The 13,312-nt window shown below is 36.8% G+C and carries 13 protein-coding genes and 1 riboswitch; of the genes, 5 read left to right on the top strand and 8 right to left on the bottom strand.

What is annotated here, in order from left to right; genetic code table 11:
- Positions 1-57 precede the first annotated feature (57 nt).
- The 4 genes from tpx to mbcS form a co-directional block, all read right to left on the bottom strand.
- On the bottom strand, positions 58-561 hold the full coding sequence (gene tpx / locus ACIQ1H_RS00585; RefSeq protein ID WP_402885673.1) for a thiol peroxidase: 504 nt from the start codon (positions 559-561) through the stop codon (positions 58-60).
- Between the two features lie 383 nt (positions 562-944).
- Positions 945-1,556, bottom strand: a complete 612-nt coding sequence (locus ACIQ1H_RS00580; RefSeq protein WP_402885671.1) for an RDD family protein — start codon at positions 1,554-1,556, stop codon at positions 945-947.
- A gap of 12 nt (positions 1,557-1,568) precedes the next feature.
- Positions 1,569-2,582, bottom strand: coding sequence for a signal peptide peptidase SppA (gene sppA / locus ACIQ1H_RS00575; protein ID WP_337980600.1), 1,014 nt, complete (start codon positions 2,580-2,582; stop codon positions 1,569-1,571).
- A gap of 184 nt (positions 2,583-2,766) precedes the next feature.
- Positions 2,767-4,353 (bottom strand): acyl-CoA synthetase MbcS, encoded by a 1,587-nt coding sequence (mbcS, locus tag ACIQ1H_RS00570; RefSeq protein WP_402885669.1) that lies wholly within the window; start codon positions 4,351-4,353, stop codon positions 2,767-2,769.
- A gap of 194 nt (positions 4,354-4,547) precedes the next feature.
- Positions 4,548-4,646: riboswitch (TPP riboswitch) on the top strand.
- Between the two features lie 88 nt (positions 4,647-4,734).
- Here mbcS and thiM point away from each other — a divergent pair.
- From thiM to thiE, 3 genes are read left to right on the top strand one after another with little or no spacing between them, the layout of a single operon-like run.
- Positions 4,735-5,490, top strand: a complete 756-nt coding sequence (thiM, locus tag ACIQ1H_RS00565; RefSeq protein WP_402885667.1) for a hydroxyethylthiazole kinase — start codon at positions 4,735-4,737, stop codon at positions 5,488-5,490.
- Positions 5,490-6,314 (top strand): bifunctional hydroxymethylpyrimidine kinase/phosphomethylpyrimidine kinase, encoded by an 825-nt coding sequence (thiD, locus tag ACIQ1H_RS00560; protein WP_402885665.1) that lies wholly within the window; start codon positions 5,490-5,492, stop codon positions 6,312-6,314. Before thiM ends, thiD begins: the two co-directional genes overlap by 1 nt.
- Positions 6,304-6,936, top strand: coding sequence for a thiamine phosphate synthase (gene thiE / locus ACIQ1H_RS00555; protein ID WP_402885663.1), 633 nt, complete (start codon positions 6,304-6,306; stop codon positions 6,934-6,936). Before thiD ends, thiE begins: the two co-directional genes overlap by 11 nt.
- Positions 6,937-7,057: 121 nt before the next feature.
- On the opposite strand, the gene ACIQ1H_RS00550 is transcribed toward thiE, so the two are convergent.
- The 4 genes from ACIQ1H_RS00550 to ezrA all read right to left on the bottom strand — a co-directional run bounded on the left by ACIQ1H_RS00550 (position 7,058) and on the right by ezrA (position 11,794).
- Positions 7,058-7,270, bottom strand: a complete 213-nt coding sequence (locus ACIQ1H_RS00550; RefSeq protein WP_173477551.1) for an alpha/beta-type small acid-soluble spore protein — start codon at positions 7,268-7,270, stop codon at positions 7,058-7,060.
- Between the two features lie 214 nt (positions 7,271-7,484).
- Positions 7,485-8,693, bottom strand: a complete 1,209-nt coding sequence (gene thiI, locus ACIQ1H_RS00545) for a tRNA uracil 4-sulfurtransferase ThiI (protein WP_402885662.1) — start codon at positions 8,691-8,693, stop codon at positions 7,485-7,487.
- On the bottom strand, positions 8,690-9,850 hold the full coding sequence (locus tag ACIQ1H_RS00540) for a cysteine desulfurase family protein (protein WP_402885660.1): 1,161 nt from the start codon (positions 9,848-9,850) through the stop codon (positions 8,690-8,692). The genes thiI and ACIQ1H_RS00540 overlap by 4 nt, the downstream gene beginning before the upstream one ends.
- Positions 9,851-10,090: 240 nt before the next feature.
- Positions 10,091-11,794 (bottom strand): septation ring formation regulator EzrA, encoded by a 1,704-nt coding sequence (ezrA, locus tag ACIQ1H_RS00535; RefSeq protein ID WP_139860403.1) that lies wholly within the window; start codon positions 11,792-11,794, stop codon positions 10,091-10,093.
- Between the two features lie 199 nt (positions 11,795-11,993).
- Here ezrA and hisJ point away from each other — a divergent pair, with 199 nt between their 5' ends.
- Both hisJ and ACIQ1H_RS00525 read left to right on the top strand, forming a co-directional pair.
- Complete coding sequence (gene hisJ / locus ACIQ1H_RS00530) at positions 11,994-12,791, top strand: histidinol-phosphatase HisJ (protein ID WP_402885657.1); 798 nt, start codon at positions 11,994-11,996, stop codon at positions 12,789-12,791.
- 20 nt (positions 12,792-12,811) lie between these two features.
- Positions 12,812-13,291 (top strand): GAF domain-containing protein, encoded by a 480-nt coding sequence (locus ACIQ1H_RS00525; RefSeq protein WP_402885655.1) that lies wholly within the window; start codon positions 12,812-12,814, stop codon positions 13,289-13,291.
- Positions 13,292-13,312: the final 21 nt, after the last annotated feature.

Below are 13,312 nucleotides of genomic sequence, written 5' to 3'. Positions count from 1 at the left end.
TGACAAACTCTGTCACAGCCCTTTTGTCTAGTATTATCTTAGCCTAAAAGAAGCAAATTATGCTAGTGCTTTAACTGCTGCAATTGTTGCTTCGTAGTTTGGATGATCTGTAGCCTCAGGTACATACTCGACATAAGTTACTTTTCCATCTGCATCTACCACGAAAACTGCACGTGCTAGAAGACGTAATTCTTTAATATATACACCATATGCTTCACCGAATGATAGATCGCGATGATCTGAAACTGTTTGAACAGCATCAATTCCCGCAGCACCGCACCAACGTTTTTGTGCAAATGGTAGGTCAACAGATACTGTATATATTACTACGTTATCCCCTAAATTTGCAGCTTCTTCATTAAAACGACGTGTTTGTGCATCACATACGCCTGTATCTAAAGATGGGACAACACTAAATAAACGAATTTTACCTTCTGAATCCTTTAAAGAAACAGGTGATAGATCATTTGCTAATACTGTGAAATCTGGTGCTTGGTCTCCAACCTTTACTTCGTTACCAATAAGTGTTACTGGACCTTTTTTAAATGTAATTTGTGCCATGAAAACGCCTCCTAATCATCATATGTACATAATCTTACTAAATGTAGGGAATTAATTGCAACTAGGACAGCTTATCATAGTGTAAACTTTGTAATTGTTGCACTATGAGACCTATTTGCATTTCAAATTACAAAAGAAAAAGTGTTAGAATGACTGCAATCAATCTAACACTTTTCTAGTCAGTAATGTTCGCTAAGGCGGTGCTTTCCGCGGGCACAATGTAAGCCGCAACCGTCGCTAATCACGCCGCCTGTTGCGTCTAACGTTTTGTGCTGTTCCCGCAGGAGTCACCGCCTTCGCTACCATCAACTATTTTTCTATTTTACATAATAGAAATTTATGAACTACTTTATCCCTTTTTAAAAATTCAAGTCTTTACCTGCTCAAGATTCTTCAGGTTTCTCCTCTATCTTTTCAGGCTCTTTTGTACTTTCATGAATGGGTGCTGTCGGTTGTGCAACAGGTTGTGCTGTTTCTTTAGCTACATATACCTTTTCATGGACAACCGTAGTATCGGCAAAATAATCATGTATGCCTTGGTTGTCGGGTAAAATCGCAACAAAAATATAAAGGGGCATAATTATGTTGCTAATTAAGCGACCAATCCATTCACGGAACAGCACGTCTGACCATGTAAGTTTGTCATGTTGTAGTGAAACAACGCGTAACCCGAAAGCCATTTTCCCCAACGTTTGCCCTAAAAACTTTGTCATCAATACAAAATAACAGTAATAGAGAATAGCTGAAATAATGGAGATAGGTGCATACCAAATTGAATCCGATAACGACCAGTCCATTAAGTAAAATATCGGATTAACTACGATTCCTACAACAGCTGAAATAATTAATCCATCTAGGATAAATGCCCAAAAGCGCACCCAAAATCCTGCCGTCTTTAAATCATATTTCGTAGTCACTATTGGTGTATTTTCCTTATTTAGCAGTTGTTGTTCAATTGAGGGTGTCCCTTGCAAAACGAATTCATTGTTTGTCATGGTATGCCCTCCTTAGTATTCACCATATAAGTACATCATTTTCGGTGCCTTGTATTCTGTCATAATTTTCATTAGCATTTTTTCTTCAGCTGATGGGCCAAAAAGAGAGCTTACTTTCATACCAATTATTGACGGTAGACCACCTTGATCATAACTGTATTCAAATAAGACGGCATCTTCTAAACCATAATCTTGACGTAAAGCTGCAATAGCTGCTTGCTCATCGCCAATTTCATCGATTAAGCCTGCTTCAAGTGCCTTTGTACCGCCAAGTATTCGACCATCCGCTACTTTTTTCACGTCTGCTTCAGACATATTGCGTCCTTGTTCCACAATATCAACAAACTCTTCATATGATTCATTAATCATATCCTGCATCATAGCACGTTCTTCTTCAGTAATTTCACGTGTTGGACTAAGCATGTCTTTATGTTGCCCAGATTTAAACGTTTCAAATTTCACGCCTACTTTTTCTGCAAGTTCCTGATAATTAATAGATTGCATAATGACACCAATCGAACCTGTTATCGTATCACGATGTGCATATATTTTATCCGCTGGTGCAGAAATATAGTATCCACCAGAAGCAGCCATCGAATCCATTGAAACGTAAATTGGAATTTGACGTTCCTCTTTAATTTGCAACAGTTTTTTATAAATTTCTGCCGATTCCTTTACGCCACCACCTGGTGAATTTACACTTAGCACAATACCTTGTACTGAATCATCATATAAAATATTGTCCAATTGATTTAAGAAAAACTGGTGATCATAAGCTACGGTTTGCCATAATGTGTTCGATCCAACATCTTGAATCGTTCCATCCACTTTTAAATAGGCAATACGCTTACTGTAATCTTCACCTTCAATAACAGTTTCATAAACATTTAAATTATTTCCAGCGACAATGCTGTCAAAATTACTAAAGAAGTCTGATTTAAATATTGCAAAAATCGTATTAATTCCTAATGAAAATACTAACAACACAGCAGCTATAGCCAAGGCTATCCACCTTTTTACATTCATACAAACGCCTCCTCAACACGTTATACGTCTAAATTTCCAAAACGTTTCACTTTTAAGCAATTTTTATGTAAAAATGTTCTGTTGTTTATTATTTTACTATAAATAAATGAGGCTACAACAAAAAATCAAAAGTTCATAATAAAACATGAACTTTGATTATTCGCCTTTATTTCCTAGGAAATATTTATTGATGTGTATAAAGAGCTTTTTCTTGTTGACGTAATTCGACACGACGAATTTTACCCGATGCAGTCTTCGGTAAAACATCTACAAATTCAATCGCACGTGGATATTTATATGGGGCAGTCATTAATTTCACATGGTTTTGTAACTTTTTAATAAGCGTATTATCCCCTGTCTCACCTTCACGCAGGACAATAAATGCCTTGACAATATTTCCTCTTACTTCATCAGGACTAGCAACTACAGCAGCTTCCTTTACTGTAGGGTGTTTCATTAATGCATCTTCCACTTCAAATGGCCCTATTGTATAGCCTGAAGAAATTATGACATCATCTCCACGGCCCTCAAACCAAAAATAGCCATCGGCATCTTTATATGCACGGTCTCCAGTTATATACCATTCTCCGCGGAATTGTAGGCTCGTGCGTTCGGGATCTTGGAAATATTTTTTAAAGAGTGCAGGTGTTTCACGATGCACGGCAATATCCCCAACTACACCTTCAGACACAGGATTTCCATGGTCGTCGATTATTTCTACTGTATTTCCTGGTGTCGGTTTTCCCATTGACCCAACGCGCGCTTCCATGCCAACCATTGTCCCTACAAGTAATGTATTTTCAGTTTGTCCGTAGCCATCTCGAACCTGGATATCAAACGTTTCTAAAAACACTTTTACAACTTCACTATTCAATGGTTCTCCCGCTGATACCGCTTGGCGGATTTCGCTTAAATTATAATCCTGTAAATTATTAAGTGCTGCCATAAATCGATACTCTGTCGGTGTACAGCATAATACATTTACTTTAAATTTTTCAAGCAACGACAAATAAGTTGATGCATCGAATTTGCCTTTATAGACAAAGGCTGTTGCACCACTGCCTAAAGTTGCAAGGAACGGACTCCAAATCCATTTTTGCCATCCAGGTGCCGCAGTAGCCCATACTATATCATTTTCTTGTACACCTAACCAATTTGGTGCTGTTGTCCGTAAATGAGCATAACCCCAGCTATGCGTATGAACAGCTGCTTTAGGATTGCCCGTTGTTCCACTTGTATAGGCTAAAAAAGCAGTGTCAGTACTTTTTGTTGGTGTAGGATTCGTATAGTTTGTTGGATGCTCCTCCATTTTTTCAAGCAACGGTTGCCATGGGGCATGCGCCTGACCAATTACATATTGCAAAATGCCCTTTAGATTATTTACTTCATCAAATTGCTCAATATATGGCTCGTAAGCAATTATTCCTTTGGCATTTGCATGTGTAATGCGGTATTCAATATCCTTTGTGCGCAACATTTCTGAGCTTGGAATAATCGTTAAGCCCGCTTTTAATGCTGCTATGTATACGATATATGCCTCAACAGATCTTGGAACCATTACTAAAAGCACATCACCTTTTGCTAGTCCTTGCGAAGTAAATACATGGGCCGCCTGATTTGCTTTTTCAAGTAAATTTGCATATGTAATATGTTGAATTTCTTCATGATTGTTATAAACAATTAATGCTTTTTTAGAAGGGTCCTGAGCATACTTCTCAATCTCCTCAACAATGTTATACCATTCTGGTGCGATTAAATCCTGTCTTTTCATAATAACTGCCTCCTTATTGCTAGGTTTATTATAAAACTCATTTTTTATGATTTTCAATGGATGGACCTTATTTTCACAAAGTCATGACAATTATCATGGTTTATTATATGGCATCAGTCACTGCTTTCCAGATAATGATAAAATACTATTGAATACTGAGAATAGGTATGTTACATTTTGGACAACTAAAAAATTCATGATTGCAGGGGGACTCATAACGAGTTGAGAAGGTAAAACCTGACCCTTTGAACCTGTTAGTTAATACTGACGTAGGGAGCAACACACATCTTATTACTGATGATAAGCTCTTTTTACGTGTACACTTTGCACGAAAAAGAGCTTTTTTGCATGCTTACGTCCATCCAAAAAAGGAGGACTATGATGATTTTTCAAACTATTCGTAAAAGACAGCCATTGATTCATTGTATTACCAATTATGTAGTTGCCAATTTCCAAGCAAATGGCTTATTAGCAATTGGTGCTTCACCTGTCATGGCCGATGAATCAACCGAAGTTGAAGAGATGGTATCGATTGCATCAGCCTTATTAATTAATATTGGCACGCTTACTACCCGTACAAAACAATCGATGTTCCTTGCTGGCAAAAAAGCAAACGCGCTAGGTATACCTGTGATTTTGGACCCTGTTGGTGTTGGGGCAACAACTTTACGTAAACAAACGATACAGCAATTATTAGAAGCGGTTCACTTTGCTGTTATTCGTTGCAATATCGGTGAGCTTGCCGCGATTGCTAATGTTCATTGGCAACAAAAAGGTGTGGATAGTGGCAGCGGCTCCATATCTGTTGAAGATAAAGCACAAGAGATTTCTAAAAAATATAAGTGCATTGTTATTGTAACTGGTGAAAAAGATTTTATTACTGATGGTGAGCATTCTAAATGGATTATTGGTGGAAACGCTCGCATGACAGAAGTTACAGGGACGGGTTGTTTATTAAGTGCTATTTGCTGTGCAGCTTATATGGCAGGTAATGAGCCATATACTCAGTTGTGCCATACATTAACGAGCTATAAAAAAGTTGCTGAACATGCCGCTTCTTGTGCGCCATATAATGGTGATTTCGCAGTGTCCGTCTTAAATGAGCTTCACCGTTTATCGAAGGACGGTGAAAAATAATGCATATTGTGACGACAATAGCTGGCTCAGATAGCGGTGGTGGAGCTGGTATTCAAGCTGATTTAAAAACTTTCCAAGAATTAAATGTATTCGGGACATCCGTTATTACCGCTTTAACAGCACAAAATACTTTAGGTGTGAGCGGGGTGTTTCCAATTGATCAAGCTTTTGTAAATAAACAACTTCATTCACTGCTGGAGGATTTTTCAATTAGTGCAATAAAAACAGGCATGCTTTTCTCCTCAGATATTATTCATACTATTGCAGGAGCTATGTCTAATTTAAATATTCCACTTATTGTTGATCCTGTAATGATCGCCAAAGGTGGCGAAAACTTATTACAGCAAGAAGCAGTTGAGGCGTTAAAAAACACTCTATTACCACTTGCTACAATCGTCACACCTAACATCCCTGAAGCGGAGACGCTTACAGCAAGCAAAATACACAATTATTCAGACATCCAACAAGCTGCACAGTCATTATTAAAGCTAGGTGTTCAATGTGTCATTATTAAAGGTGGTCATCTACAGGATGATAACTTTGCAACAGATTATGTATTTTTTAATGATGGTAAAACATTTTCAATGCAATCTACTCGAATCGCAACGAAAAATACACATGGAACGGGATGTACATTTTCTGCTGCTTTAACCGCTTTTATTGGCCAGAAAATGCCTTTAAAACAAGCGATTATTGAAGCGAAAAAGTTTATTCAGCTAGCCATTAGCCATGATTTATTGATTGGCAATGGCAATGGGCCAACAAATCATTTTGCTTACAAAAAATTTCTCGATACTTGTGAGGTAACCATTCATGAAACGTAGTGATTTACAGCTTTATTTTATAATGGGCACAGCGAACGTAAAAAATAGACAACCTTTAGAAATTCTTGAATCCGCATTGCAAGCAGGCATTACGATGTTTCAGTTTCGTGAAAAAGGACAACAAGCATTGACGAATGAGCACTACGAACAATTTGCACGTCAATGTCAAAACCTATGCAGAAAATACAACGTTCCCTTTATTGTGAATGATGATATCGACCTTGCTCTAAAGCTTAAGGCAGATGGCCTTCACATTGGTCAAGACGACCATCCCATCTCACTAGTGCGACAAAAAATTGGACAAATGATTCTTGGTGTTTCGGTTCATACAGCCACTGAATTACAAGTTGCTTTAACATATGGAGCGGATTATGTAGGGATTGGCCCTATTTATGCAACGACGTCCAAAAGCGATGCAAAACCACCTAGTGGAACTAAGTTTTTACAACAAGCAAGAAACATGTATCCGCAGTTGCCGATCGTCGCAATTGGTGGCATCGACTGCGACAATGCACTTGCTGTTTTTAAAGCAGGTGCAGATGGCGTAGCGGTTATTTCAGTTATTTGCGAAAGCAATGATATTCAAAAAACAGTTTCAACATTCAAATCATTGTCTTTGTAATTTGCATTGTTGCACGTATGTATACAAGTAGTCATGGCATAAAAAAACTAAATTTAAACAAACTAAAACCAGTGCCTTTTACGGTCACTGGTTTTAAGTTCAATAATTGCTTATTCTGCAATTATTGGTTTTTTGGCATACCTTTTAATTGAGATTCTGCCATTTGTACAAGACGTTTAGTGATTTCACCACCAACGGAACCGTTAGCACGAGCTGAAGCGTCAGCTCCTAATTGAACACCAAATTCTTGTGCAATTTCGTATTTCATTTGATCAAGTGCTTGTTGTACACCAGGTACTGCAAGCTTGTTTGAACTACCATTGTTGTTTGTCATGTCTGTCTCACCTCCTTGTGAATATAGAATGTGCGATATTTGTTTTTTAATACGAAAAAATTAAAGGTAAAATGTAACTCTAAAGGAAATAAGCTAGTAAATATTAAAAAAAACCGTCCCAAATACGTTTTTGAGACGGTTTCCTTCTTATTAAATGGCGTTTTTAAATAAACGAAAAACAATAACGAATTTATTTGTTACGCACGTAATTTTTTTATAATAAATCTGCAAATTTATCTGTAGGCTGGTCTTTTTTCGGGAAAATGTACACTTCACGGTTTTTTACAGCACGCTCAATTAGGTCATCGAAATCAGAAAAGCTTTCATAATGCTCTACTTTTTCAAGCTTTGGTTTCGTTTTCGGACTAGCAGGCGTGAAGATCGTACAACAATCTTCAAATGGCTGAATTGACGTTTCATATGTGCCGATTTTCTCCGCAATTTCAATAATGTCTAATTTATCACTCGATATAAGTGGACGCAAAATTGGTGTATTTGTAACTGCGTTAATAGCTGTTAAGCTTTCAAGCGTCTGACTTGCTACTTGTCCAAGACTTTCCCCTGTGACAATAGCAAGTGCATTAATTTCTTCACGTACTTTATCTGCAACTTTTAACATCATACGACGCGTTGTAGTCATTGACACATTTGACGGCACTTTTTCTTTAATAAGCACTTGAATTTCTGTAAACGGAATTACATGTAATCGAATACTTGCACCGAATTTTGTTAGCTCATTTGCTAGCACTTTTACTTTTTCCAATGAATTTTGGCTTGTATATGGTGGGCTAAAGAAATGAATTGCTTCTAGACGTACACCACGTTTCATCATTAAATAACCTGCAACAGGACTATCAATTCCACCTGAAAGCATTAATAAAGATTTTCCGTTAGAGCCAACTGGCATTCCACCTGCGCCAGGAATCACTTGCGCCATCATGTAAGTTGAATCGTGGCGAACTTCGACACGTAGCTCTACATCAGGATGTTTCACTTTTACTGATAAGTTTTGATATTGAGGTAAAACATGTCCACCAATTTCACGCTGTATGCTGTGAGAATCTAACGGGAATGTTTTATCTGTACGTTTAACTTCAACTTTAAAAGTTAATTGTTCATGTTTAAATGTATCCATAATCGTAATCGCAAGTTGTTTCATGGCATCCATATCTTTGTCACAAGCAGCTACTGGACTAAATGATTGAATGCCAAATATTTTTGGTAATCCTGCTAATAAAACATTCATTTGTGCCTCGTCTTGAATGGCAATAAACATACGATCACGTTCTGTACGAATGTGTAAATGCCCTAAATCTGCAAATGCATAGCGAATATTTTCACGTAAACGACGGATAAAATCCATTTTGTTACGTCCTTTTGTAGAAAGTTCGCCATAACGAATTAATATTTCTTTCCAAATCATAATAAAAGTTCTCCTTTTAGTTCCATCATTACTTTTTTAATAACTTGTATAAATAGTGCGATGTCTTCAGAAGTTACATGTGCGCCAAAGCTAACACGAATAACACCCTTTTTAAAGTGTTCATCAATATTTAATGCTTCTACAACATGACTTGTTTTTGTTTGCTTTGACGAACAAGCACTTGATGTCGATACAATGACACCATATTTTTGTAAGGCATTTATCAGTACCTCACCTTTTAAATCACGAACACTAAATGATAAAATATGAGCCGCACATTCTGGAGTAGATAAAATATGCACAACATCACCAAATTGCTCTAGCTCCGCCCGAATTTCCCGTTGCCAATTACGATATTTCTCTTGGCGTTCGTTCATTGTTTCAACTGCAATACGAGCCGCTTTCGACAGCGCTACCGCTTGTGGAACAGCAACTGTACCACTACGCAAGCCAAATTCCTGTCCTCCACCTAATGCATATGGTTGCCATTGCATTTTTTTTCGGAATGCTAAGACACCTGAGCCTTTAAAGCCATGAATTTTATGCCCAGAGATAGTAATACAATCAGGACCTTCCTCACCTTTAAAAGTTAAAGGTAATTTTCCAAAGCTTTGTACTGCATCAACATGAAATGCCGCTCGACTTTCTGCATGAACAATTGTAGCAGCTTCAAAAATAGGTTGAATAGCTCCCATTTCATTATTTACATGCATCATACTCACCAAAATAGTATCTTTGCGTATCTTTGCCTTTAGCTCATCTAATGAAATTACGCCTTGTGCATTGACACGTAAATACTCTATTTCAAAGCCTTCTTTTTCTAGCTGTTTGACCGATTCTAACACAGAAGGATGCTCAATTTCCGTAGTTAAAATATGTTTACCCTTATGTGTATTACCTCGTGCTAAACCAATAATTGCTGTGTTATTAGATTCGGTACCACCTGAAGTAAATAGCACATTTTTTGCGTCAGTCTTCAAAATATCTGCTACTTGCTCACGCGCACGCATTAATAATTCATTTGATTCTACACCCATCGCATGAATTGACGCAGGGTTCGCGTAATACTGTTCATTCACTGCCATAAATGTTTGCATTACTTCTTTATAAGGCTTTGTTGTAGCACTATTATCAAGATAAATTGTATTAACCTTCATTATTTTTCACACACTTTCAAAACGTTGATTTAACGGTATTTATCATAACGCAATCTGTCGCGATTGACTACTATTATTCTAATTTAGTCATTTACCATCTCTTGTTGATGACCTATTTATTGAATAAACTACCAATAGTAAACTAGAATCACACGTATTGCTAAAGCTAATTTAACAATAGAAAATAAAATAGCCACCTAATATGTAGGTGGCTGTATTATTGTTTATTCATTTCCATTTTTAAGACTTTGTAAGCGTCTCTTCCGCAACAATTGCCTCAATGCGTTTTAATGCACCTGGCTCCATTTCCTCTACCGCCGTTCCAGCTTCTTCTAAAGCCTTCGCATAACGGTATTGATGGAATGCTTGTTCCGCTTCTTTTAAACGAGCGTTTAATTTTGGGTTCGTTGCACGATGACGATTACCATATTGAATGATCCGTTCGATAAGCATGACATTCTCAATTAATTCATGTGCTTTCGCGTGAACATCCTCAACGCAAAGAGTTGCTGCATTTAAGTTATTATGGATTGTTCCCATATTGAGTGGAACTTCTTGAAGACTTTGCATAACAACATAAATATGCTCTGCAGCCTCATCTAAACGAGCATCCATCTCTTCAGGAATACCTGGAATATTCGCCTTATTTAACAGGCGATCTGTTTCTTGAAGCGTTTTTTTCAAGTTTTCCACTTGTGTACGAGCTTTATTTTCATCAATGCGGAGCTTTTTCATTGTATTGGATAAATGTCCTTGCTCTTCATGAATGCGCTCTAATTCTTCGCTAATTTCGATTAATTCTTCTTGTAGACTTGAATAAGCGGATTTCTCCTCAGCAACTCGTATTGCCAATAAATCATAGCGACGTTGGAGTGCTTCTAATTGTTTTAAAGCAGCCTTTGGAATTTCAGCATCTTTTTCATTTAGATGATAACTTTGCTGAACGAATGTTGCTTCATCACTTACTAATCGAGTTGAGCTTATAACATTTGTAATAGAACCTAATAATCGCTCACAATTTTGGTCTACATAATTTTTAGCAATTACTTCTTTTTCAAGCAAGTCATAAAAATGGTCGATTTCTTCATTTATTTCTGCAACCCGAGGTTTGACAACTGTTATATTCAGCTCCGCAAGCTCTTCTTTTAACTTTGCAAATTCAACTTCCAGTTTGTCCAACGCTTCTGTTAACTCTAAATGATGCAAATAGTACGATTGCTCTTCCATTTCACGTTGACCATTGCGCAATTCTTGAATCGCACCTGGTAACTTTACTTGTAGTTCCGTTAAAATAGTAGGAACGTCATTAATGTATTCGAAAGTTTGCTGTGATTCATGATTCAAGTTAATGACAATTTCACGTGCCTGCAAATAATTTCCTTCACTTGTGAGTACATCAAATTCTTCAAATTTTTGAACAAATACTTCTAATTTTTGTTCAAGTGCTGGTAATGCGACACCAAATGAGTGTTGATGCGCAAGCAATGTTTTACGTGCTGATCGATAATATTCTTTTAGCTGTTCAATTTCAATACGGTTTTTTTCTTCGCTGCCAATTAATTCATTAAGTTCTTCTAAGATTTTATTTTTATCTTTTTCACACTTAAGAATATAATCTTCTATTTCACGTTCTATTAACGTTGCTCTTTTAAAACGAAGACGGTTGATTTGATCTTCAGCGTCGAATAGAAGCGAATCAATTTTTGTCATATGTACATCGATGACTTCATCCCAACTATTACGCCACCGTTCAAACATTTCCTCTGTTTCACCATTCATGTTTAAAGATTTAACTTTGGAAATTTCCTCATTTATAGGATTGTTTTGTATTTGTAATTTTTCATTTTCAAGTTGAGAAATGATTGTTGTATGTTTTCTTCGCATCATTAATCCTACTATGGCTAATATTAATAGTAGGATAATTGGAATGATGATATACTCCATCGTAAGCCTCCTATTCTACAATAAACGAATTGGCTAGTTGTATTCATTATATACTATGTTTTCGCCTTTTGTACTAAAATTTGAGTGATTTTCAGAAAAGTGTATTCACGACCTACATATTGACAGTTCCGCCTGTGTCATTGAACATAGAGCATAAATATGTATATATCATTTTACTAGTTAAAGGAGTGTAATATGTATGAAAAGAGACGGCCATATCCATAGCCCCTATTGCCCACATGGGACATCTGATTCATTTACACAATATATTGAAAAAGCTATTGCTGAAAACTTTACCGATATTACATTTACAGAGCATGCACCATTGCCCTTCAATTTTAGCGACCCTACACCCGAAAAGGATAGTGGCATGCAACCAGATTTTTTATTGCCGTATTTTGAAGATTTACAGCAACTTCAAAAGCAATATGCACAAGATATTCGCATTCGGATTGGTTTAGAGATAGACTATATTCAAGGCTTTGAGCAAGAAACTCGTAAATTCCTTGATACATATGGGCATTTTTTAGATGACTCTATTCTTTCAGTGCATTTTTTACAGTGGCAAAACACCTATGAATGCATCGATTTTTCTGCCGAGAATTTTATCGCTTTTGCTAAAAAGGTAGGTTCTATTGAACAAGTCTATCATTTATATTATGATACTGTCCTACAATCGATAGAAGCAGATTTAGGTCAATATAAACCGAAGCGTATCGGACATCCAACACTAGTTCATAAGTTTCAACTAGCCCATAATATGAAAATTGATGATACTGTCCGCATTCAGGAAATATTAACTACTATGCAGCAAAAGGGATATGAGTTAGATTTAAATAGTGCTGGTTTAAGTAAAACACATTGCCAAGAACCTTATCCACCATTTGCCTTTATTAATTATAGTAAAACGATTGGATTGCCTGTCGTTTTCGGTTCAGATGCACATACTGCTGCTGATTTACATCAGCATTATAAAACTCTATTTCCAATTATATAACATTTAAACGGGGTGCTATTATGTTTACACAAATTAATTATGAAGGATCCATCGTCGATCAATATAAGACATTAACAAAGCAATTAGATGCACTACTTTCTGGTGAGACAGATCGTATTGCTAATTTAAGCAACGCCTCTGCATTGCTTAATCAATTCCTCCCTGACATTAACTGGGTTGGCTTTTACATATTACAAGAAGAAGAGCTAGTTTTAGGTCCATTCCAAGGCTTACCTGCCTGCGTAAGAATTCCAGTTGGACGTGGCGTTTGCGGATCCGCTGTTTCAAAAAAAGAAACGCTTGTTGTAGATGATGTACACGCCTTTCCTGGGCATATTGCATGTGATGCTGCATCCCAATCTGAAATCGTTATTCCACTCATTCAGCAAGAGAAGGTGATTGGCGTGCTTGATATAGATAGCCCGATTAAAAATCGCTTTTCTGCTGAAGATCAAGTTGGCTTAGAACATTTTGTCAAAACATTGTTGCTTCATATTTAAAAAACGGCTACAAGTTGCCAC

The organism is Lysinibacillus sp. NPDC097279 (assembly GCF_044761745.1).
Classification (GTDB): domain Bacteria; phylum Bacillota; class Bacilli; order Bacillales_A; family Planococcaceae; genus Lysinibacillus.
The sequence above is the reverse complement of the archived record's forward strand: the minus strand, read 5'-3'. Positions and strand labels throughout refer to the sequence as shown.

Excerpts from the sequence above, each read along its gene's own strand:
- tpx (WP_402885673.1), bottom strand. The coding sequence starts at position 561 with ATGGCACAAATTACATTTAAAAAAGGTCCAGTAACACTTATTGGTAAC.
- ACIQ1H_RS00580 (WP_402885671.1), bottom strand. The coding sequence starts at position 1,556 with ATGACAAACAATGAATTCGTTTTGCAAGGGACACCCTCAATTGAACAA.
- sppA (WP_337980600.1), bottom strand. The coding sequence starts at position 2,582 with ATGAATGTAAAAAGGTGGATAGCCTTGGCTATAGCTGCTGTGTTGTTA.
- mbcS (WP_402885669.1), bottom strand. The coding sequence starts at position 4,353 with ATGAAAAGACAGGATTTAATCGCACCAGAATGGTATAACATTGTTGAG.
- thiM (WP_402885667.1), top strand. The coding sequence starts at position 4,735 with ATGATTTTTCAAACTATTCGTAAAAGACAGCCATTGATTCATTGTATT.
- thiD (WP_402885665.1), top strand. The coding sequence starts at position 5,490 with ATGCATATTGTGACGACAATAGCTGGCTCAGATAGCGGTGGTGGAGCT.
- thiE (WP_402885663.1), top strand. The coding sequence starts at position 6,304 with ATGAAACGTAGTGATTTACAGCTTTATTTTATAATGGGCACAGCGAAC.
- ACIQ1H_RS00550 (WP_173477551.1), bottom strand. The coding sequence starts at position 7,270 with ATGACAAACAACAATGGTAGTTCAAACAAGCTTGCAGTACCTGGTGTA.
- thiI (WP_402885662.1), bottom strand. The coding sequence starts at position 8,693 with ATGATTTGGAAAGAAATATTAATTCGTTATGGCGAACTTTCTACAAAA.
- ACIQ1H_RS00540 (WP_402885660.1), bottom strand. The coding sequence starts at position 9,850 with ATGAAGGTTAATACAATTTATCTTGATAATAGTGCTACAACAAAGCCT.
- ezrA (WP_139860403.1), bottom strand. The coding sequence starts at position 11,794 with ATGGAGTATATCATCATTCCAATTATCCTACTATTAATATTAGCCATA.
- hisJ (WP_402885657.1), top strand. The coding sequence starts at position 11,994 with ATGAAAAGAGACGGCCATATCCATAGCCCCTATTGCCCACATGGGACA.
- ACIQ1H_RS00525 (WP_402885655.1), top strand. The coding sequence starts at position 12,812 with ATGTTTACACAAATTAATTATGAAGGATCCATCGTCGATCAATATAAG.